This is a genomic window from Caulobacter sp. P1_B12_2 (assembly GCF_056406675.1).
Map to the genome: position 1 here is coordinate 1 of NZ_JBFTZS010000026.1, position 21,635 is coordinate 21,635.

A 21,635-nucleotide genomic window follows, 5' to 3' on the forward strand; every position below is an offset into this window, starting at 1 on the left:
GCTGGAGACCCGCGTCGAGGACCGCACCGCCGAGCTGCGCACCACTAACCGCCGCCTGACCGTCGAGATGGAGGAGCGGCGGCGCGCCGAAGCCCACGTCCACCTGATGCAGGACGAACTGGTGCAGTCCAACAAGCTGGCCACCCTGGGCCAGATCGCGGCGGGCGTCGCCCACGAGATCAACCAGCCCGTCGCCGCCATCCGCGCCTATGCCGACAACGCCGCCGTGTTCCTGGATCGCTCGGACGTCTCGACCGCGCGGGGCAATCTGAACCTGATCTCCGGCCTGACCGACCGCATCGGCCTGATCACCGACGAACTGCGCGCCTTCGCCCGCAAGACCAGCGCTCCGCCGGCCCTGCTGACGGTGCGCGAGGCGGTGGAGGGCGCGCTGCTTCTGGTGGGTCCCAGGATACGACAACAGGGCGTCCGCGTCGTTCGCCACGAGACCGACGAGGACGCCAAGGTCATGGCCGAGCGCTTCCGGCTGGAGCAGGTGCTGGTCAACCTGCTGCAGAACGCGCTGGAGGCGCTGGAGGAGTCGGCAGATCCCGAGATCGTCATCCAGGTCACGGCGCGGCGCGCCCAGGTTCGCATCGTGATCGCCGACAACGGCCCCGGCGTCGCGCCCCAGGCGGCCAAGACGCTGTTCACGCCGTTCGCCACCACCAAGTCGCGAGGCCTGGGCCTGGGCCTGGTGATCAGTCGCGACATCGTCGCCGAGTTCGGCGGCGAACTGTCCCTGGACCCTGTCGCCACGGCGGGCGCCCGGTTCGTCATAACCTTGTCCAAGGGGCGTTAGATGCCGGTTTCCGTCACTCAGGTGGCCTTCATCGACGACGACGACGACCTGCGGGGCGCCAACGTCCAGACGCTGCAGCTGGCGGGGCTGGACGTGCAGGCCTTCGCCTCGGCCGAGGCCGCCCTGAAGGCGATCGGCGAGGACTATCCCGGCGTGGTGGTCAGCGACATCCGCATGCCCAACATGGACGGGCGACAGCTGTTTCGGCGGCTTCGCGAGGCCGATCCCGATCTGCCGGTGATCCTGATCACCGGCCACGCCGACGTGGCCGAGGCCGTCGAGGCGATGCACGACGGCGTCTACGACTTCGTGGCCAAGCCCTATGCGCCCGACCACCTGGTCAGCAGCGTCCGCCGCGCGCTCGACAAGCGTCGCCTGGTGCTCGAGAACCGCCACCTGCGCGCCGCGGCCGAGGCGGCCCATTCCGACTGGCCGCTGATCGGCCAGACCCAGGTCATGGAGCGCTTGCGCTCGACCCTGCGCCAGTTGGCCAACGCCGACGTCGACGTGCTGCTGGAGGGCGAGACGGGCGTGGGCAAGGAGCTGGCCGCGCGCGCCCTGCACAATTGGGGTCGGCGGCGCGACCGCGAGTTCGTCGCCGTCGACTGCGCCGCCCTGCCCGCCGCCACCCTGGACAGCGAACTGTTCGGCCACGAGCTGGGCGCGTTCAACGGCGCCGTTCGTCAGCGGATCGGACGGATCCAGCAGGCCGACCGAGGCACGCTGTTCCTGGACGAGATCGAGACCCTGGCGCCCGAGGCCCAGGGCAAGTTCCTGCGCGTGCTCGAGGAGCGCGAGATCGTGCCGATCGGCTCCAACCGGGTCCATACGCTGGATATTCGGGTGATCGCCGCCGCCAAGCCCGCCCTGATCGACGCCGTCACCCGGGGCGCGTTCCGCCAGGATCTGTACCATCGGCTGGACGTCGTCCGGATCCGCATACCGCCGCTGCGGGAGCGCCGCGAGGACGTGCCGCTGCTGTTCGCCCACTTCCTGGCCCGGGCCCGCGAGCGGCTGGACGCCCCGCCGCTGGCCATCGACGACGCCGTCCGCCGGCGGCTGCTCGACGATGACTGGCCCGGCAATGTCCGCGAGTTGCGCCACTACGCCCAGCGCGTCGCCCTGGGCCTGACCGCGACGACCGGGGTCCCGGCGGAGCCGCCGCCGGCCCTGCCGGAACGGATCGCCGCCTACGAGGCCCACCTGATCGAAGAGGCGCTGGCCGCCTGCGGGGGCGATGTGCGTTCGGTCCTCGAGGTCCTCAAGGTTCCGCGCAAGACCTTCTACGACAAGGTCGAGCGTCACGGCCTGGACCTTGCCCGCTACCGCGACAAGTCGACCCGCCCAAGCAGACCCGCGGCGCTGACCGCGCCCAGACCGTCCACCAGGACGCCGCCGAACACCGCGCCCATGGCGATCGCCACCTGGAAGGTGGAGGTCAGAAGCCCGCCCGCCAGTTCGGCCTGGTCGGCGGCTTCCGAGGTGGCCCAGGACTGGAAGCCGACCGGCAGCATGGCGAAGGCGAAGCCCCAGACCGTCAGGGCCACGGCGACGACGGGCGGCCAGGCGCCCAGGAAGACGATGGCCAGCGCCGAAACGGCGATCAGGCTCGCCCCGCCCAGCACCGCCAGCCGCGGATCGCGCTCGGCCAGGAAAGCGCCCGCGAAATTGCCGAAGAAGCCGGCCACGCCGAAGGCCAGCAGCACCAGCGAGATCGCCCCGACCTCCAGCCCCGTCACCTGCTCCAGCACCGGCCGCACATAGGTGAAGCCCGCGAAATGGCCGGAGATCACCAGCAGCACGCCAAGCAGCGCCACCGCGACGCTGGGCCGGCGCGCCACCTCCAGCAGTCCGCGCAGTCGCGGCGGAGCGGTCGGCGCCAGGCGCGGCAGGGTCAGCGCCTGGGCCAGCAGCGCCAGAGCCCCGACCACGCCGGCGATCACGAAGGCCGCGCGCCAGCCCAGGGTGTCGCTGACATAGGCTCCGACCGGCGCGGCCGAGACCGTCGCCACCGAGACGCCCGTGAACACGATCGACATGGCGCGCGGCAGCGCCTTGGCCGGAACCAGCCGCATGGCCAGGGCCGCCGCCATCGACCAGAAGCCGCCCAGGCTGGCGCCCAGCAGGACCCGGGCGACCAGCAGGGTGGGCAGGTTGTCGGCGAAGACGGTCAGCAGGTTCGAGGCGCACAGCAGCGCCATCAGGGCCAGCAACACCAGGCGCCGGTCGAGGCGTCCTGTCAGCACCGGCGTCAGCGGCGCGGCGATCGCGCCCACCACGGCCGTGGCGGTGACGGCCTGGCCGGCCGCGCCGACGCTGACGCCGAGATCGGCCGCCAGGGGAGTCAGCACGCTGGCCGGCAGGAATTCGGAGGTCACCAGGGCGAAGACGCCCAAGGCCAGCGCTCCGATCGCCGTCCAGGCCGCCGGCGCCTCGGGGTCTCCGATCGGGCTGGAAGCGTGCTGCGCGGGCTGGGCGATTGTCGAGCCATCCATGGCGATCTCCGGGCGGCCCGATCGGGCGGTATGAAGCAACAGTGTGGGTTGCGGAAATAGGCGTTCGGCGGGCGGGGCGCCCGGCCCGGCGCGCGCAAATTTACCCGGCCCGCCCACAGCATTTCTGGGTGGCGACTCGCGCGCGCCGCCAGTCAGCAGCGCGGCTCAAGCCAGGGTTCAGAGATCGCAATTTGTGGAGCTTGACCGGGCCTTCCTAAGGTCGCCGCCCGGCGCGCCGTCTCGGCCGCGTCCCAGTGACAGGCGCTCCATGACCAAGTCTCTCCTCCTCGCCGCCGCCGCGACGATCACCTTGTCGATCGCCGGCGCGGTCCAAGCCGCCGAGCCCGTCGCGGCCATCCACGCCCGCGCCTTGGTGCTGGACAGCCACGCGGACGTGCCCCAGGACCTGGGCGTGGGGCCTCACGCCTTCGACGTCGACGGCGACGGCCAGGTCGATCTGCCCAAGCTGGAACGCGGTCAGGTCGACGCCGCGGTGCTGGCGGTGTTCGTGGTCCAAGGGCCGCGCACGCCCGAGGGCGTCGCCAGAGCGCGAACCGACGCCGACGCCAAGCTGGCCGCCATCACCGCCATCCCGCAGCGCTATCCCGACCGCGCGGTCCTGGCCCTTTCAGCCGCCGACGTCGCGGCCGCCGCCAAGGCCGGCAAGCGGGCGATCATCGTCGGCTTCCTCAACGCCTATCCGTTCGGCGAAAGCCTCGACCCGATCGACGCCTATTATCGCGCCGGCGTCCGCAGTTTCGGCTTCGTCCACGCGGGCAACAACGCCTATGCCGACTCCTCGCGCCCCAGCGCCGCCGGCCCCAAGGTGGAATGGGGCGGCCTGTCGCCGCTGGGCAAGGCGGCGGTGGCCAAGCTCAACGATCTGGGCGTCATCATCGACGTCTCGCAGCTGACGCCCGACGGACTGAAGCAGGTGCTGGCGCTGACGCGGGCCCCCGTGGTCGCCAGCCACTCGGGCGTCCAGGGCGTGGTCGACGCGCCGCGCAACCTGTCGGACGCCGAGCTGGATGCGATCAAGGCCAACGGCGGCGTCGTTCAGGTCGTCGCCTTCGGCCCCTATCTGGTCAAGCCCGGCCCGGACTTCGCCGCCAAGGTCGCGCCGATCCGCGTCCAGTTCGGCCTGCCCGCCGCCTATGTGAAGACCTCGGACGGGAGCGAGACCCTGCCGCCCGACAAGCGCGCCGACTACAGCCACGCCGTCAGCGCCCTGCTGCCCAAGGCCACGGTGAAGGACCTGGTCGACTCGGTCGACTACGCGGTCAAGCGGATCGGCGTCGATCATGTGGGCCTGTCGTCGGACTTCAACCACGGCGGCGGCGTCGTCGGCTGGTCAAACGAAGGCGAGGCCGCGGGGGTCACCGCCGAACTGGTCGCGCGCGGCTACAGCGAGGCCGACATCGACAAGCTGTGGGGCGGCAACTACCTGCGGGTGTTCAAGGCGGTGGAGACCAAGGCCCGGCGGTAGGGGTCACAGCCTCGCCAAAATAGGCCTGGGCTCCTAGCCAGGTCTTCGAACGCGCCGGCAGGGATCGCTCCCCTTTCCCGAGACGGCGCCGAGGCGGTCCCTTGCATGGAGGGGCCGCCTCATTTTCGTTTGCGCGCCTGCGGATCGCCCGAGCCGACTTTTCCTCGGATCGCTTGGAGAAAAGCGAAACGCCGCTGATTTCATGGGGCTTTTTCGAAGGCCTTGAACCCGGCGAAACATTCGGTTGAGCACTGCTCGTTATTCGTCGCCGCGCGCGAACCGTAGCGTCAGGATCCAATTCAAGGGTTCCGACATGACGCAGCAAACCACCCGCCAACTGAAACTCGGCGCCATCCTGGCCGGTGTCGGCACCGATCACGGCCGCTGGCGCGATCCCGCCCTGCCCGGCGACGCATCGATTGACATAGGCTGGTACATCGAGAACGCCAGGCTGGCCGAGGCCGCCAAGTTCGACCTGGTGTTCATCGTCGACAGCCCGTTCATCACGCCCGACACCGCGCCGCACTTCCTCAACCGCTTGGAGCCGCTGACCCTGTTGTCGGCGGTGGCGGTCTCGACCACAAAGATCGGCCTGGTCGGCACCCTGACGACCTCCTACTGGGAGCCCTACAACGTGGCCCGCCAGTTCGGTTCGCTGGACCACATCAGCAAGGGGCGCGCCGGCTGGAACGTGGTGACCACGGGCCTGGAGGGCGCCTCGAAGAACTACGGCCGCGACGCGCACTTCGAGCACGGCGAGCGCTATGAGCGGGCTGGCGAGTTCGTCCAGGTGGTTCAAGGGCTGTGGGACAGCTACGAGGATGACGCCTTCCCGCGCGACAAGGCGACCGGCGTGTTCCTCGACAAGACCAAGCAGCATGCGCTGAATCACAAGGGCAAGCACTTCTCGGTGGCCGGGCCGCTGGCCCTCAGCCGTTCCCCGCAGGGCCAGCCGGTGATCTTCCAGGCCGGGGTCAGCGGGCCGGGCCGTGATCTGGGCGCCAGCATCGCCGAAGGGGTGTTCGCCGGCGTCGACACCTTCGAGGACGCGGTAGAATACTATGCCGACCTGAAGGCCCGGGCCGCCGCCCTGGGCCGCGACCCCGATCACATCAGCGTCCTGCCGGGCATTTCCCCGATCATCGCCGACACCGATGAGGAAGCCCAGGCCCTGGCCGAGGCCCAGGCCGGCAGCCGCGAGATCGACAAGCTGCTGGTCGAGCTGGGCCGGGCCTTCGGCTATCACGACTTCAAGCAATATCCGCTGGACGGCCCGTTCCCGGACGTCAGCAACCTCAGCCTCAACAGTTACAAGGGTCATGCCGAGAAGATCGTCCGCGCCGCCCAGGCCCAGAACCTGACGGTGCGCCAGGCCGCCGAGCGCTTCGGCCGCTGGAAGGCCAACTTCGTCGGCTCGCCGCAGACCGTCGCCGACGAGATCGAGCGCTGGTTCGTCGGTCGCGCCGTGGACGGCTTCATCCTGCACGTCACGGGTCCGCGCGAGTTCGCGCTGTTCCGCGAGAAGGTGGTGCCGCTGCTGCAGGCCAAGGGCCTGTTCCGCACCGAGTACGAGCACGACACCCTGCGCGGACATCTGGGGCTGCCGGTTCCCGAGCACCGCTGGGCCAAGGCGTCGGACAAGATCGCGGCGGAGTAGCGCGTGCAGGCCACGGACCGATCGGATCTGGAGATCACAAGACCGGCGGCCGTGGCCGGGTCGGCGCCCCGCGCGACGGCCCCCGACCGGCGCGATCCGCCGTTCCTGATCGTGCCGGGGCTGTTCAACTCGGGCCCGGATCACTGGCAGAGCCACTGGCAGAGGGCCCTGCCGACCGCCGAACGCGTGGAGCAATCGGACTGGGAGCGCCCGACCCTGGGCGAATGGACCGCCGGCCTGGTGGAGGCCGTGCGCCGCCGGCCCGGCGCGATCCTGATCGCTCACAGCCTCGGCTGCGCCGTGGTCGCCCACCTGGCCGCGATCAGCGGCGGACGGGGCGTGGCCGCCGCCATGCTGGTCGCCCCCGCCGACGTCAACCGACAGGGCCCGGCGGGGCGTTTGCTGGAAGGCTTCTCGCCCCTGCCCCGCCAACGCCTGCCGTTTCCCACCCTCGTCGTCGCCAGTCGTGACGATCCCTATGTCGGGATGGACCAGGCCCGCGCCTTCGCCCAGGGCTGGGGCGCGCGGTTCGTGGACCTGGGCCGCGCCGGCCACATCAATGTCGAGTCAGGCCACGGCCATTGGCCCACCGGACGCCGCCTGCTGCGCGGCCTGATCAACGATATCGCCTCCAGCGCGCGGACGGCGAGCCCGGAGGCTAACAAGAGGCCGGTCAGCCTGGCGCTGAAGCCGTAGCGCCCGTCACTCCCCCATCGCTATGCATTTGACCGCGATATTGTCGCGGTTGACGTAATGGGCGACGTGCTGGACCAGCGCGTCGTTGCTGAGGCCCTGAGCGGTCAGGCGCGAATTGATGTGGAACTCGCCGGCCAACCAGTCGACGCGCGACAGCACCTGGGTGGCTGGCAGGATTTCGTGTTCGGCGCCTTCGCAATCGATCTTCAGCAGCCGGCAGCGCCCAGGCACGTGTTCGGCGAAGATGGCGTCCAGCGTCTCGGAGTCGACATGGCTGGTCGCGTAGCCCTCGACCTGGTCATAGTAGAGCCCCGCCCCGCCGGTGTTGATCGGCGGGCGCGCGATCAGGACGCTCCGGCCGTCGGCCGTCACCGCCTTGGGGATGACGATCACGTTGTCCGCCTGGTTGGCGGCGACATTGGCCCGCAGATACGCCAGGTTCGTCGGCTCCGGTTCGATCGCGACCACCGTGATCTGCGGGTGGCGGCGCGCCAGCCAGATCGACACGATCCCGACATGCGCCCCGACATCGACAACCACGTCGCCGGGGTGAAACGCGATGCGACTGAAGCCGTAGTCGTCGTGACTCATCTCTTCGGCGACGATTTGCAGCGTGTTCGACCCCGGTGAGTCCAGCAGGTGCAGGTCGACGCCGCCGATGTGAAAGCTGCTCATGGGTCTAGGGTCCATCTCTTCGCATGAGGATTTTACAAGCCGGCTCGGTCCATCATCGCCACCAGGTGCCGGCGTGATAGTGGACCGCGCAGGCCCCGTTCAGCCGCGCCCGCAGCGACGGGCTCCAGCCTTGCTCGCGCAGTTGCTCGATCTCGGAAATGCCCAGCGGGTAGAGCGTCTGCGCCGGCAGCACCGCGACGCTGGCCCCGCCGTCATAGGCGTCCAGACATCGGGTCAGGAGGAACGGGCCGGTGCTCTCCAGGATCGCCGCGTTGCGCTCCAGGCCTTGGTCGACCGCGCCTTGCATCGCGCCGGGCAGCGCCGCGACGACAGCGTCCAGCAAGGGGTGCTCGGCGGCGCAGGCCATGAAGGCGTTGCTGACGATCCGAGCCTTGCCGTGCGCGCGGCAATTCTCGTCGGGTTCGCGGCCGAAGACCGCGTCGGCCTCCAGAAAGGGCTCGATCGGGCGCAAGGCCTCGAAATCCAGATCGACGAACAGGCCGCCGTGCCGCTGCAGGATCAGGTAGCGCACTGCATCCACGCGCTGGATGGGAATGGGATAGGCGTCGTAGAGCGCCAGAAGTCCGGGATACTCCCGCGCGACGAAGTCGCGATTGTCGGCGTCGGTCCAGAGCCGCCACGCCCATCCGGGATTCAGCGCACGCCAGGTCTGCGCCAGGCGAACGAAGGCCGGCGGCAGATCGGCGTCACGCCAGGTCTGGTGGATCACGCGCGGGATCATAGGGCGGCGACCACTTTGGCCAGCGCGGCCTGGGCGTCGGTCTCGATCCACTGCGTCTCGATCCAACGCGCGCCCTCCGCCGCCCGGCGCTCGGCCGCCACGGGGTCGCTTAGGATCTGCTCCAGCGTGACGGCGATGTCGTCGGGATCGATCTCGTCCCAGTCGCCGAAGCACCCGCTTTCGTACCGCGCGGGCTGGGCGCCCCGGCTGGGGACCACGTGGCAAAAGCCGGACCCGGCCAGTTCGCGGTGGATCGCGATATCCGACACCACGGTGGGCAGCCCCAGATAGAGGCTTTCGCGCGGCGTGAAAGACCAGCCCTCGGCCCGCGACGGATAGGCGTAGCACGACAGTCCGGCGAACCAGCGCGCGAGCCCCGCCTCGTCGAGCGGCCCCTCGGTCCAGTCCACCATCGGATCGGCGCGAACCGCCCGCCAGGGGCCGCGATCCAGCCAGTCGTACCAGATGGAGACATGAACGGCGAGTTGGAGCCCAGGCCAGCGCGGCTTGAGAAGTTGGCACGCCCGATAGAGGCCTTCGAGATTCTTGCGCGCCACTGGAACGCCGAGGAAGCCCACCCGCTGGGCTGAACCGCGCGACGCCGCGTCGACCTTGGGCAACCGCCGGAACGACTGGCCCACCACCGAGATGGGGATGGTCACGCCGGAGTCGCGGAACACCTCCCCGACCCGCTCATGCGGCACGACGACGTGGTGGTAGGCGCGGTTCAGCGACTGAACCCAATGGCTCGGCAGGATGGAGGTTTCGAAGGTCGTGTAGGCGATGTTGCGATTGTCCGCCGACAGACGGTCCTCGTGGAGGAACGGAATGCCCGGGACGATCACCTTCGCACCCGACAGCGGCCGACTGTCGGCGACGACGGGTCCCAGCGGATTGGTCAGGGCCTGGACGCTGGACAGGCCGTCCATCGCCTCGCCGGCATAGCATTCCAGCACCACCGCGTCGCTCACCAGCCGGCTATGGCGCCGCAGCACATCCGCCGTCGGCTTGAAGGTGACGCGGCCTTGAGAACGAGGCTGGGCGGGCGGCGGTTGGCTCAGCCGCCAGGATCCGTGATGCAGATGGCGCGCCAAGGGGCCGAAATGACACGACGGCCCGGCGCAGCGCGGGCACGGCAGGCCTGAATGCGCCAGGACGACCAGATCGGGATAGGCCGCGCCGACCTGCCCGAACACGCTGCTGAACAGGCCCGGCCCCGTACTCTCGAGAATGTCGTTGTCGGCGCAAACCGGGCGGTCGGCGCGCTCGACCATCGCCTCCAGCACATCCAGCCAGAACGGATGACGGGGCGCTGCGCCGAACATGTAGTTGGCGATCCGCAAGGTCTCGGCATGGCCCAGCGCCTGCGCCTCGGCCACGCTCAGGGTCTTTTCCTCCGCCAAGACGCAGGTCTGGTCGAGGAGCGGGTCGAGCGGGGCCAGCAACTCGACGTCGAGGTCGAGATAGACCCCGCCGGAGACATAGACGGCGACGACCCGGAACATGTCGGCTCGCTGAATCGCCGTGGGATAGGCGTCATAGACCGGCAGCAGCACCGGCAGATGACGGCGGATCAGGTCCCGGCAATCGGTGTCGGTGTAGAACCGGTGCTCCCACCCCGGATTGAAGGCGACCAGCCGCTCCCTCAGCCCAGCCTGCTCTGGCGTCAGCCGGGTCGTGGCGGCGGTCTGGTGGGTGATCCGTGGAAACATCCGTGGTCAGAGGATGAACGAAGGGCCGTCGCGGCCGCCGACCATCAACGGCTTCTCGATCGGATAGTGCGACAGCGCCTCGCGGATGGTCTCGGCCTCGTTGCGCATGTCCTGCGCGGTGCGGCTGTAGGTGCTGAGATGGTGGTGGTGCTCCTTCGAGAAGGTGTTCCGCCCATGATAGGTGTAGAGATACAGGTAGCCGTGCCCGACCAGTGAAGCGACCGGCACGGTCGCGTAGAGGTCGTTGAGGAACATGGTGTCCTCGCCGCGCGAGGCGTATTCGCCCGCCTCGGGATAACGGAAACGGTCGTCGCGGTGCATCATCACCGTGCCGGGCAGCAATTGATCCACCCGCTGGCGGCCGCCCAGCGTCCAGTCCACCCAGACCACGACTCCGTCGTCCTGCAGGAACTGCAGGTGGTCGGTCATCAGACAGGCGCGGGCGTCCTCCCGGAACATGTGCTCGGCCTGGCGCATCAGGCGTTCGGGATGATTGCAGTCGTCGTCGTCCCACTGGCAGAGGATCTCGCCGCCGGCGTGGTCGATCGACAGGTTGCGAAGGCGGCCGAGCGTCAGGTCCGGGTCGTCCAGATGCACGAAACGCGCGTCGATCCCCAGCAGATCGGCATGGGCGCGCAGGGCCTCGGTATAGCTGCGCGCGCCGTTGGTGACGATGACCAGCTCGCGGTTCGGATAGGTCTGGGCCGCGAAGCAATCCATCGAGCGCTTGGCCAGCCCCAGGCGATCATAGGTCACCATCAGGCAGCTGATCTTCGGCAGTCCGGGCGCGAGGTCCTGGAGGGATTCCACTGGCCGCGGCGGCGCGGCCAGCTTGATGGTCAGCGGGCTGTCGATGAAGCGGACGCCGGCGTCCCCGGCGGCGACCAGCAACCCTCGGATCAGGTCGGGCGTGGCGGCGGCCTGATCGATCAGCCCGCGCCGGAACGCCAGCGCCCGCTGGGCGGGTTCGCCAGCCAGCCGGTCCTGGCTGGCGGCGTCCAGGGCCGGGGTCGCCGTACCGATCAAGCCGTCGGCGTGACGATACTGGCCGTGCGCCAGGCTGCATCCCGGGTCTTGCAGCGGCGCGATCCAGCGCGCCACGGCGTCGCGGGTGGCCAGCTTGTGGTCGAGCGGCAGCACGACGATGACCGCGTCATCGGCCAGGCCGGCGGCATGGGTCCGCACGGCGGCGTCGAAGTCCTTGGCGGCCGCGTCGTGGCTGAAGCGCGGATCCTCGGGCAGCCGCAGCGGCGTCTTGGCGGGGCCGATCAGGTGGAAGGCGACGTCGACGTCCTGCTGCCGCACCAGGCTTTCGATGACGTCGTCGGCCCTACTGCGGGCCGAGGAACGGGCGCATAGACCTGGACGCGCGACGACGACGCGGCGGGCTCTGGCGGGGGCGCCGGAAACAGCACGTCCAGGCTGAAGCGACGGTTCTTGGTGACCTGGTCGACCATCGCGACCGGCAGGTCCTTGCTCTGCAGCAGCGCGTCGTTGGTGGCGATGGCGGCATGGTGATCGCCGACATAGAAGCAGGCGACCGCGTATTCGATCGGCAGCAGGTACTGGTAGACCATCGTCTCGACGAACAGCCGCTCGGCGTTCGGCATCGGCAGTTGCATCGCCTTGGCGAAGAACAGGTGCGACGTCCGGTATTCGCCCTTGGATTGGTAGTGCATGCCGATCCGGTACAACGGCCCCGCGCGGTCCGGATGGTATTCGAAGGCGGCGAGATAGGCTTCCAGCACCTCCGGCCAGGGCTTCTGCATCCGCTCGTGAAGGATCGCCAACTGGTACAGCGAGTACCAGACCTCTTCGGGCCAACCGCCCATCTCGACGCGACGCTTGTAGTGCCGCACCGCCAGTTCGTTGTCGCCGGCGTCTCGATAGCTCTGGGCCAGGTAGAACACGTTGCGCGCATTGCCTGGATCGCTGATCAGCGCCCGCTCCAGGATCAGCGCGTCGTGCCGATAGGTGTTGGGATCGCGCGCCCGCGCCCCGTCCGGATGGGGGATGGTCCGCAGCCCGGACACGAAGCCTTCGCTGTGGGGCGCGTCGCAGCAGATATATTCGTGCAGCACCCCCTCGTAGCGCCAAGGCAGGCGGTTGCGGACGATCGCCTTGCGCAGATAGATGCAGCCGCCGAAGCGGACTTCGAGATTGTAGGAATCCTGGTCGAGCGCCGGCATCGCGAAGCCCGGATCCGCCTCCAGCGTCTCGTCGGCGTCGATGACCAGGACGTAGTCGGCCTTTTCCCGCGCCGCCACGAGAGCCTCGGAGCGGTTGTGCGCGAAATCGACCCAGGGACGCTCGATCAGCTCACCCGGAATATCCTTCAGATGCTCGCGAATGATGTCCTGCGTGCCGTCCGTCGATCCGGTGTCGACGATGACCCAGTGGTCGATGAACGGCCGCACGGTGTCGAGGCACCGGCGGATGACCGGCGCTTCGTTCTTGACGATCATGTTGAGACAAATCGTGGCCTTGACCATTTACGCTGAAACCACTCCGCGAAGATGTACGCCGGTCGCATCCTGAACGAGTGCATACCGCTGTCCAGTGTAGGTTTGGGTTGAGTTCAGCGGATGCAGCGGATCCATCAGCACGCCGACCAGATCCCTCACATTCCCGCCCCCCGGGGCGTCGATCAGGCCGGCGAAGTTCAGCTGGCCCGCGCGGGCCAACGACAGGTCGATGCGCACGCCCGGACCGACGCAGGGGAAGCTGGGGGGCTGCTGCCCCGATCGCTCGACCGGGCGCGACAGGACGGTCAGCCCGACCAGAGTCCCGGTGACCGGGTCCTCGACCATGGCGATCGGCGCGCCCTCGCCGAACCCCAGGACGGGCAATCCCGGGAGGTTGACGATGATCGTGTTGGCCGCCACCGAGGGCGCGGCGTCCTTGCTAAGGATGGTCAGGCTGGTCGCCAGAATCTTCGGCGGACCGCCCGTCCCCTGGACCAGCCACACCAGCCCATTGGCGGCCGGCGCCGGGGGCAGTTTCGGTCCGTTGGGGTCAGTGCGCAGGAAGGTCTCGATCGCCGCGGCCGAGGTCGCGTCGGCCGCCCGGTCGAGCAGCACGAAATAGCCCGGCTCCTTGGGAGATCCAGTCTTCGCCCAGCAATCGTCGAGCGGGAGCGACGGCGCCGTCCCGGCGGCCAGAAAGGCCAGCCGGTTCTTTGGCCCCGCGCCGTCCGGCTGGTACAGCGACGAAGCGCCCGTCCTGATCAAGCTTGGCATCGCCCTTCCCTTCGATCCGCGTCGGGTTTCAACGCCTCACCGGGCCGGTGCCGGTGATGTAGTAGCTGAGCGTCGCGATCAGATCGCGGGTGTTCCCCGTCGGACCGCGCACCGCCGCCAACAGCTGATCCACCAGATAGGCTTGGGGCGGATAGCCGGTCGGGCCGGTCGGACCGCGCTGTCCCGTGGCGCCCTGCGGTCCCGTCGCCCCGGGGGCCCCCGTGGCGCCGCGCGTGCCCGTCGCGCCCGGCGAACCGGGAGCGCCCGGCGAGCCGACGCCGGTCGGTCCCCTGGGACCCGGCCCGCCATCGAAGCCCGTGGGACCGCGAACGCCCGTCGCGCCGGGCGAACCGGGCGCGCCTGGCTGGCCGACACCGGTGGCTCCCCTTGGTCCTGTCGCGCCCGGGAAACCCGTGTGACCACGATCGCCTGTCGGACCGCGCGCGCCGGTGACGCCGTCGTGGCCTGTCCGACCCGTCGCACCGGGGGAGCCCGTCGCGCCGGGGGCGCCAGGACCGCCCGTCGGACCGCGCCCGCCGGTCGCGCCGTCGTGACCCGTACGTCCCGTCGCGCCAGGAGCGCCCGTGGGCCCGGGGAAGCCCGTGGGGCCACGACCGCCCGTCGGTCCGGGAGGACCGGGCGGGCCGTGTCCCGACGGACCAGTGGACCCTGTGTGGCCCGTCGGTCCCCGCGCGCCGGTCGGGCCGCCAGGTCCTGTCGGACCGGCTGGACCCGTCGGGCCGCGTGCGCCGGTGGGGCCGACATGGCCGGTCAGACTGTTGACCACCAGGTAGTCCCAGTTCAGCGGGGCGTCGCCTTTTTCATGCTTCTTGTCGGCCACGGGTCGTTTCTCCCATCAGGTTTTGGTCCAATCGATCGCGTCGATCGGCAATACGAGGGTGTCGAGGCGGAGGATCGGCTTCTGGACCGAGCCGTCTCCGCTGGGCGCCGGCGTTTCGGTGAAGACGCTGGCGTCGAAGCTGAGATAGGCGGCCGCGCCCGAAGGCTGGTTGGCGTCGCGCCATTGCTTCACATCGGCCGCGAGCTCGGCCACCAAGGCGTCACGGGAGGCTCGCGTGATGGTCCGGATCGGCACCAGACGGATCGGCACGGTCGCCACCAGCGAGTCCGGGCCGGAACCATCGCCCGCCAGGGCGAAGCTGTAGCTGACCAGAAGCTGGAGGATGCTTTCGGCGAACACCGGCGACCAGGGCTGCAGCTCCAGCACCGCGTCGATCATGTTGGTCAGGTGGCCGGAAAGCGGACGCTTTGGCGCGGGCGGCACGGGGCCGGTCAGGCCGTTGACGTCGATCACGCTGCTGTTGGCGACGAACGGCGTCAGGGCGTCGACGAAGCGCACCATGGGCGTGCGGTAGATGAACTCCGGCCGCGTCGCCACCGCCCCGGTCATGCCCTTCGGGCCTAGCGGGCCGTTGGCGATCAGGTTCTCGTTCCGGGCGACATAGACGCCGCTCCAGACGTTCTTGTTCCGGATGATGTCGCGGTCGCGATACAGCAGGCGCAAGGTCGTGCGCTGATCGGCCGAGAGCCCCGGCGGGTAGAGATAGTAGCCGGCTCCGGCCTGGACCAGCTCGACGAAACCGGAGTCGGGCCCTGGGCCGGTGGGGGCCGTCGGGCTCTTCAGGAACACGCTGTCGGGCCACAGCGTCGGTCCCATCGCCGACATGCCCAGCGGGACCTCTGGCACGAAGGTGACGTCCCGCAGCGTCTGCGCATTGGGATCGATCCCGGTCAGCAGACGATAGGCGTAGGTCTCGGCCGGCCACTGCTGGCCCATGGCGTCGCCGAAGCCGTCGAACGCTTCAGCGACGGTCTTCGCCAGGGTCCGCAGGGTGGACACCGCCACGGCGGCCGTCTTGTTCTGCGTCGCGTAGGGCAAGCCGGTCAGTTGGGCCAGATCCTGCTTGAGCTCGGGCCACACCGTGACGAACTGGGCCAGGGCGCGCAGCAGCCGGGCCTTGGTCGGGTCCGAGATCGCCAGGCCCCCGCCGGACGGCGGCGTGCGATTGAACGCCAGCTCGACGTGGTTGGTGTCCTGGTCGGCGTTGCGGGTCTCGAAGTCGAAGCGATAGTCCCACTGGCGGGCCTTGGGGATCGTGTCGGCCTGTGGGTTGCTGACCGCCGCCGACTGCCCCACCAGCAGCGGCGGTGTCGGGTAGCTGCGCAGCGGCAACGGCGCCTGGACCTGACCGATGTCGGTGTCGACGCCCTGGTCGAACCCGCGCCCGGATCCGATCGGCAGGATGAAACTGAGCCACGAGGACGGGCGGTAGTCGCCGGCCTGCTCGACGTCGCGAATGTCGTACTCGATCTCGTTGATCACGTACTTCAGGTTCAGGAACAGCTTCTTGTACCGCGCCTCGTGATCGACGTGCATCAGGAAGGTCAGATGCGGCGGCTGGCCCGCTTCCGGCGCCAGCGACACCTTGGCGGTCGACAGCGTCAGGTCCGGCGAGAGGAAGACAAAGCTGAACGACTTGCCCGTGGCCAGAACCGCCGCGTTGCGGAGCGTGTTGGGGCCTGCCGGCAGATTTTCGATCGTCGCGCGCTCGACCAGCGTCCGCACCGTCACGCCGAGCGCGGTCGCGACCTCGTCTAGCGACGACTGCGGCGTGGCGGGGGCCTTCTTGCCGTCCAGCACGACCACGTACGAGGACAGGAAGATCCCCGGATACTCGCCGACCGCTTCGGCCAAGGTGCCGACGTCGACGCCGAAGAACCCGGCCATCAGGCTCATCGAGTCGCCTGAATTGACGGTGCGGTTGGCGACGACGATCGGCAGGGCGGCGCCGCCGTTCAACAGCGGTTGCGCGCCGATCCCGCCCGGCGGACGGATGAACGCCCGCCACTTGGCCCAATAGTCCGGGGTCGCCGGATCGGTGGACACGCCGAAATAGGCGGCGATCGATCGCAGGGTGTCGGTCGGCGCGACCGTGTAGGGCGGTTTGCCGCTGGCGGGATAGTCGACGCTGGCCCCGGTCTTCCAGACGCCGCGCGAGTCGAGGAGTTGCGCCGCGTAGAAGGCCGCGGAGACCTTGGCGTGGGCGCTGATCGCCTCGATCGTCGGCGCACCGGTCGGAACCGTCGGCGACTGCGGCACGACCTTGCCCGAGACCCGCGGCGGCAGCAGCTTGTCGTGGCCGGAGAAGTTGCCGGTGACGCCGACCGGATATTGGATGATCGCGTCCACCGAATAGGCGGTCGACAGCGTCGTCAGCATCTGTTGGTGCAAGGTCTCGCGCGCCGCTTCGATCCAGGGACCGAAGGTCGCGCCCGCCACGTCCAGGATGCTGGCGACATTGCCGCGCAGGCCCTGGGCCAGGTCCGCCTTGGCCCCGACGATCGCGTTGAAATCGCGCGCGCCCTGGCTGGCCGTGGGCGAGGCGGCGGCGGCCGGGAAGCCCGGCTCCGGCGCCAGGCTCGCGTCGCCGGAGACGACGCCCGCATTGGCGAAGCCGACCGGTCCGGAGACCCGGGCCGACACGACATCTGAGAACTGGCTCGGCCCTCCGGCTGTCTGCCAGGCCGACGGCACGGCGTAGGCGGGCGTCAGATAGACGTCGACGGCGTTGAGCAGCTGCTGCATCCAGCCGTCGAGATCGACCTCCTCGAAACGCCGGCTGGCCGTCGCGCCCAGCCCCAGCCCCGAGACGTAGTCGCGGACCACGACCGTGCCGGACAACGACTCCGTCGACAGCGGCGCCAGGGCGTAGAACTGCGGCTCGTTGGCCTTGACGCCGAAGTTGCTGACGCCGGTCGGACCGAAATTGACGGCCCAGACATGCGCTCGGTCGCTGGCGTCGGCGGCGATGCCGTGGCGCTTGCTGACGGCGGCCTTGAGCTTCTGATCCACGAAGGCGGCTTCGAAGGCCTCGGCGAAGGCGTCGAGCTGGAGGGTGTCCGATCCCTCGGCCACCCCTCGGGCGACCAGCGGACTGCTGGCCTGGAACACCCCGGTGGCGCCCTGGAAGTCGGGCGGCACCAGACCCGTGTCGCGGCTGACCTGAACGTCGACATGGCACGGGAAGATGAACCGCTCTTGCGGCGACGTGGCGCCGCGCGGCGGGATGACGGGCGCGAAGGGCGACGACAGCGGCGTGGCGCCGGGCGGCAGCAGGAACGCGTCGCCCACCGTGTTGATGTCCGGCGTGGCGGCGTTGGCCGCGATCAGGCCGTCCAGCGTGATGGTCGCCCCCGGATAGGCCGCGGCGAAGGCGGCGCTGAAGCCCTGGAACACCGTCGAGATCGTGTCGAAGGCGCCGACCGTGACGGGCTTCAGCCCCGTCGCGCCGGCGGGCGGGAGGATCGTGGCTCCGGTGCGCAGGAAGCCCTTGAGCGACTGATTGACCCCGGCCAGACGCCGGGCGCCGCTGACGGCCCCCTCTTCGCCGACGCCGAAGGCCTTGGCCAGGTCGTTCCAGGCAGGGCTCTGGGGTCCGGGGATCTTGGGCAGCGGCGCCGCGATCACGCCGTTCTGGCGATAGATGCCGGTCTGACCGGCGATGGCGGACACAAAGCCGTCGAAGGTCGGATAGCGCTGGGTCATCCCCGACCACAGCGACTGAAGGCTGTCCATCGGCCGCGCCGTGGCGCCCGCCACGACCGCGTCGTCGGCGAAGATGCCGGGGATCTGGCGATTGATCTCGGCGATCGCCGCCGCCCCCGTGGCGCCCAGGCCGAACAGCGCGCCGACGCTCGACAGGCTGGACTGACCGTCAGGCGCATAGCCGGCATAGGCCAGCGCCTGGTCGGCGGCGTCCCAATGGGTCAGCATCGGGATCTCGAGCTTGACCAGGCCGTTGAGCACGGCCCCGGCGTTGTACCGCGCCCACACCGTCTGGCTGACCTGCGACAGCTCGGCCAGGCCCGCCAGGGTGTCGCTGTCCTGCGGATCGCGGCAGGTGAAGTTGATGAACAGGGGCGCCCCCGTGGCGAAGAAGCCGAGCGTGGCTTGGTTCATGGTCGCCAGATCGGCGATCGGGCCCACGGCCGTCGGCAGGTCGGCCAGCGCGAAGCGCGGCTGCCCCGCCGCGCCGCCGGTCGAAGCCGGATCCGGCACGGTGAACGCGGCGTGCTTGATCGTGGCCTGGTCGGCGACGAGGTCGGCGGTGGCGGCGATCGCGGCGGCGAACTCGCCCAGCTTGATGGGCAGGGCATGGCCCGTGACCAAGGCCTGGAACGCGTTGAACAGCTTTTCGAGGGTGTCGAGGCCTGGGCCGGTGGTGACGGTGAAGGTCTGGCCCTGCACCGTCATGTCCAGGGGCACGCCGGCCGTCAGAATCGTCTCGACCAGATTGTCGACCAGGATCCCGACCTGGATCGTCGGATCCGCGGTGGGGTCGGAGGGACCGAAGTCCGGATTGCGCACCAGGCTGTAGACTGGACTGCTCAGGGCGGCGGCCACGGCGTTGAGGCTGCGTTGGGCGGCCGGTAGGCCGCCGGCCAGCTTCGACGTGCGCGACTTCGTGCGCAGGACCAGCCCGGGTTGCAGCGCAATGTCGAGATTGTTGGCGGCCAGCTCCTGGACGGTGAGCGGCGACGACGCGGCGACCGGCGCCCCGCGCGCCGTCGCTTCAGTCCCGCGCGCCGAGGCCCTCAGCCCACGCACGCCGCGCGGTCCACGCGGCGCCCCGAGGTTGGGCGCGCAGGTGATCGCCTCGCCGCTGGCGTTCTGGCCGATGACGAGCTGGCGCAGGCTGCTGAGCGCGGCCGCGCCGACCACGCGCGGCATGACCACGGGCCCACTGAACAGGCTCTTGGCGTCCACTGTCGCATTGGCCGAGGCCAAGGCGTCCAGCGTGGTCGAGTGCGCCAAGGCGAAGGCGGCCAGGGTTTGCCCCGCCACCGTCTCGTCGCTGACAGGGCTGAGCTTGCCCGCCGCGTCGGTGAACAGCTTGGCCTTGGTCACGAACGCCGTCATCGGCGCCTTGAGCGCGTCGCCCGCCAGCCTGACGTCGCCCAGGTTGCTGGACAGCGCGAACCCGACGTCGGTCTGCTGGACCTGGTAGAAGATCTGCCGGTAGCGTTCGCCGTCGGCCAGGGCGCTTTGCGACGCCTGGGTGAAGGACAGGCCCGAGCCGGCGATGTAGCGGTCGGTCTGGAACGACAGCATCGTGTCCAGCTCGGGTCCGCCCGCCCCCGGGCGGAACGCGAAGTCGAAGGCCGCGCCCGGCCATGACCCGACCCCGATCAGTGGATCGGTGTAGCCCAGCGTCGCGTTCAGCGGCGCGATCGGCTCCTGCGAAACCGTCTGGTTGCCGAACACGTCGTGGAACTGGAAGCGCAGCGTCGCCTGGCTGGACGGTCCCGCGACGCCGCGCGGCCCGGTGATCCCGCGATACGGATTGGCGGCGGCGTCAGGCAGCGCGACCGAACTCGGCGTCGCATTCGCCAGGCCGACATTGCTGACCGGCGCGGTCTGGCGATAGGTCCAGACGCCGGTGGCCGTGGGACCGGGCGGGACCGGCGGGATCGGCACGGCCTCGTTGCTGTCGGCGAAATAGGCGTTCCCGGCGACCGCGTAGCCCAGCAGGCTGTAGAGACTTCGCGTCAGGTCGCTCTGCTGTTGAGGATTCAACGGTCCCGACGCGCCGGACATGCCCGGCGTCGGATCGCGGCGGGTCAACTCGAACGCCACGCTGCCGGCCGGAACGTTGGCGACGCGCACCAGGTCAGCCGGCGTCGCATGGTCGGGATTCAGCTGGGCCCAGAGGTCAGCTCCGGTGCTGATCACGTTCTCGCCGACCACCGCGCAGTTGTTGAACGAGCGCAGGCCGCGCGTGGGCCGGGGCGCGGACTGGGCGCCCAGCATCAACACCACCCAGAGCTCGGCCTCATCCCCATTGGCGAACAGGCTGTCGGGCAGGCCGGCGCCGTCGACGGTCGCGTAGTTCAGGTAGTAGCCGCCCGAGGCCGTGATGCTGGCCTCCCACAGCAGCTTCAGGAAGGCGCCCGGCGCGGACAGCGGCGCGACATAGTCCAGCGCCACGCCGCCGGCGGCAGCGGCCAGTTGCACCCCGCTGTGGGTGACGGTCGAGAGATTGGCCTTGAGCAGCAGCGTCTGATCGGCGGCGATCTTGGCCGAGGCCAGGCCTTGCGGGTTGCCGCTGGTCGGATCGGGCGCGAAGAGCAGCGAGAGCGTGTCGCTGGGCTGCTCCGCGACGGCCAGGTGCATCCAGGCCTGCAACAGCGTGTCGCGTCCGTTCTCGTCGGCGCCGAGCACTAGGTAGCTGGTCCCAGCCCCCTGCCCGCCCGAACCCTGGCGACGGATCCTGAAGGGCGTCGCGCTGCCCCAGGCATAGCGCTGCAGCGCCCTGGGCGCCGCGCCGGGACGCGCGCCCGCCAGTTCGTAGGGTCGGGTCTGAGCGGTCGGGCCACGCGCTTGCAGCTCGCCCGCGACCTGGGCGTTCAGCGCGTCGGGGAACGGCCAGATCGTCGGTTCGCCGGCGATCGGGGCGGTCGGTCCGGTCGGTCCCGGCATGGCCACCGGCGCGGAGGCCTGCCAGTGCAGCGACTTCTGCAGCCCGTAATGGACCGGCGTCTCGTCATACAGCCGCGCGGCGGAGGGACCGCGCAGGATCTGCGGCGAGAAGGTGGGGCTGGGCGCGGCCTCGGCGAAATAGCCGCCCGTCAGGCCAAGGACCAGCGAAGCCAGCGCCTCGCTCGTGCCGGGAGAGGCCGGGCCGGCGGCCTGCCCGGCGACCGGCGTGCGCGCGAACTGGATCCAGTCGGCGGTGGCGCCCTTGGCGAAGGTCACCTCGTAGCTCGCGGTCAGCGACGCCGGGGCGGGCACCTGCTGGCCGATCATCTCGTAGAGACCCCACAGCTTGGTCTCCTCGGTCGAACCGAAGCCGGCCTTGTGGCCGGTGGGCCGGGCGACGCGCAGCCCGTTCATCAGGAAGCGCGACACCATCGCCCCGATGCGATTGGTCCGCCCGAACCTGATCAGGTCCTGGGTCAGTTCCCCGATGTCGCGGCTGGCGACATCGGGGATGGTCATCATCGGGCCGGCGGTCGCGCCGGGCGGCTGGAAGATGCCGACGTCCTTGGCCAACGCGTCGGCCAGTTCGTCCATCGTCAGGTTATAGCGCTGCGCCACCTGGGCCAGGGT

At 69.8% G+C, this 21,635-nt stretch carries 13 protein-coding genes and 1 pseudogene; 5 read left to right on the forward strand and 9 right to left on the reverse strand.

What is annotated here, in order from left to right; all coding sequences use genetic code 11:
- Both AC1DZ6_RS03100 and AC1DZ6_RS03105 read left to right on the forward strand, forming a co-directional pair.
- On the forward strand, window positions 1-802 hold an 802-nt coding region (locus AC1DZ6_RS03100; protein ID WP_477095731.1), incomplete at its 5' end, for a sensor histidine kinase.
- Window positions 803-1,915: pseudogene (locus AC1DZ6_RS03105) on the forward strand (sigma-54-dependent transcriptional regulator); the annotation flags it as partial.
- A 209-nt stretch (window positions 1,916-2,124) separates the two neighbouring features.
- On the opposite strand, the gene AC1DZ6_RS03110 reads toward AC1DZ6_RS03105, so the two are convergent.
- Window positions 2,125-3,297: an MFS transporter gene (locus AC1DZ6_RS03110; protein WP_477095732.1), complete on the reverse strand. Its 1,173-nt coding sequence runs from the start codon at window positions 3,295-3,297 to the stop codon at window positions 2,125-2,127.
- Window positions 3,298-3,565: 268 nt separating this feature from the next.
- On the opposite strand from AC1DZ6_RS03110, the gene AC1DZ6_RS03115 reads away from it, so the two are divergent.
- From AC1DZ6_RS03115 to AC1DZ6_RS03125, 3 genes are all read left to right on the forward strand, one after another.
- Window positions 3,566-4,783, forward strand: a complete 1,218-nt coding sequence (locus AC1DZ6_RS03115; protein WP_477095733.1) for a dipeptidase — start codon at window positions 3,566-3,568, stop codon at window positions 4,781-4,783.
- Between the two features lie 313 nt (window positions 4,784-5,096).
- The gene (locus AC1DZ6_RS03120) at window positions 5,097-6,440 is read left to right on the forward strand and encodes an LLM class flavin-dependent oxidoreductase (protein ID WP_477095734.1); all 1,344 of its coding nucleotides are present in this window, start codon (window positions 5,097-5,099) and stop codon (window positions 6,438-6,440) included.
- A 51-nt stretch (window positions 6,441-6,491) separates the two neighbouring features.
- On the forward strand, window positions 6,492-7,136 hold the full coding sequence (locus AC1DZ6_RS03125; RefSeq protein ID WP_477095743.1) for an RBBP9/YdeN family alpha/beta hydrolase: 645 nt from the start codon (window positions 6,492-6,494) through the stop codon (window positions 7,134-7,136).
- 6 nt (window positions 7,137-7,142) lie between these two features.
- Here AC1DZ6_RS03125 and AC1DZ6_RS03130 read toward each other — a convergent pair whose 3' ends face one another.
- The 8 genes from AC1DZ6_RS03130 to AC1DZ6_RS03165 are packed head-to-tail and all read right to left on the reverse strand — an operon-like array spanning window position 7,143 to window position 21,623.
- On the reverse strand, window positions 7,143-7,811 hold the full coding sequence (locus AC1DZ6_RS03130; protein ID WP_477095735.1) for an FkbM family methyltransferase: 669 nt from the start codon (window positions 7,809-7,811) through the stop codon (window positions 7,143-7,145).
- A gap of 52 nt (window positions 7,812-7,863) precedes the next feature.
- Entirely contained in the window at window positions 7,864-8,541 is a 678-nt protein-coding gene (locus AC1DZ6_RS03135) for a glycosyltransferase family 32 protein (protein ID WP_477095736.1), read from the reverse strand.
- An 8-nt stretch (window positions 8,542-8,549) separates the two neighbouring features.
- Entirely contained in the window at window positions 8,550-10,265 is a 1,716-nt protein-coding gene (locus AC1DZ6_RS03140; RefSeq protein WP_477095737.1) for a glycosyltransferase, read from the reverse strand.
- Between the two features lie 6 nt (window positions 10,266-10,271).
- The gene (locus AC1DZ6_RS03145; protein ID WP_477095738.1) at window positions 10,272-11,570 is read right to left on the reverse strand and encodes a glycosyltransferase family A protein; all 1,299 of its coding nucleotides are present in this window, start codon (window positions 11,568-11,570) and stop codon (window positions 10,272-10,274) included.
- On the reverse strand, window positions 11,534-12,730 hold the full coding sequence (locus AC1DZ6_RS03150; RefSeq protein ID WP_477095739.1) for a glycosyltransferase: 1,197 nt from the start codon (window positions 12,728-12,730) through the stop codon (window positions 11,534-11,536). The genes AC1DZ6_RS03145 and AC1DZ6_RS03150 overlap by 37 nt, the downstream gene beginning before the upstream one ends.
- A gap of 27 nt (window positions 12,731-12,757) precedes the next feature.
- Complete coding sequence (locus tag AC1DZ6_RS03155) at window positions 12,758-13,504, reverse strand: hypothetical protein (protein WP_477095740.1); 747 nt, start codon at window positions 13,502-13,504, stop codon at window positions 12,758-12,760.
- Between the two features lie 28 nt (window positions 13,505-13,532).
- Window positions 13,533-14,345, reverse strand: a complete 813-nt coding sequence (locus AC1DZ6_RS03160) for a collagen-like domain-containing protein (RefSeq protein WP_477095741.1) — start codon at window positions 14,343-14,345, stop codon at window positions 13,533-13,535.
- Window positions 14,346-14,360: 15 nt separating this feature from the next.
- Window positions 14,361-21,623 carry a hypothetical protein gene (locus AC1DZ6_RS03165; RefSeq protein WP_477095742.1) on the reverse strand — a complete coding sequence of 2,421 codons (7,263 nt, stop codon included), beginning with the start codon at window positions 21,621-21,623 and terminating at the stop codon, window positions 14,361-14,363.
- Between the last annotated feature and the right edge of the window lie 12 nt (window positions 21,624-21,635).

What these genes read in the sequence shown, in the direction of transcription:
- AC1DZ6_RS03110 (WP_477095732.1), bottom strand. Translation starts at nt 3,297, where the DNA reads ATGGATGGCTCGACAATCGCCCAGCCCGCGCAGCACGCTTCCAGCCCG.
- AC1DZ6_RS03115 (WP_477095733.1), top strand. Translation starts at nt 3,566, where the DNA reads ATGACCAAGTCTCTCCTCCTCGCCGCCGCCGCGACGATCACCTTGTCG.
- AC1DZ6_RS03120 (WP_477095734.1), top strand. Translation starts at nt 5,097, where the DNA reads ATGACGCAGCAAACCACCCGCCAACTGAAACTCGGCGCCATCCTGGCC.
- AC1DZ6_RS03130 (WP_477095735.1), bottom strand. Translation starts at nt 7,811, where the DNA reads ATGAGCAGCTTTCACATCGGCGGCGTCGACCTGCACCTGCTGGACTCA.
- AC1DZ6_RS03140 (WP_477095737.1), bottom strand. Translation starts at nt 10,265, where the DNA reads ATGTTTCCACGGATCACCCACCAGACCGCCGCCACGACCCGGCTGACG.
- AC1DZ6_RS03150 (WP_477095739.1), bottom strand. Translation starts at nt 12,730, where the DNA reads ATGATCGTCAAGAACGAAGCGCCGGTCATCCGCCGGTGCCTCGACACC.
- AC1DZ6_RS03155 (WP_477095740.1), bottom strand. Translation starts at nt 13,504, where the DNA reads ATGCCAAGCTTGATCAGGACGGGCGCTTCGTCGCTGTACCAGCCGGAC.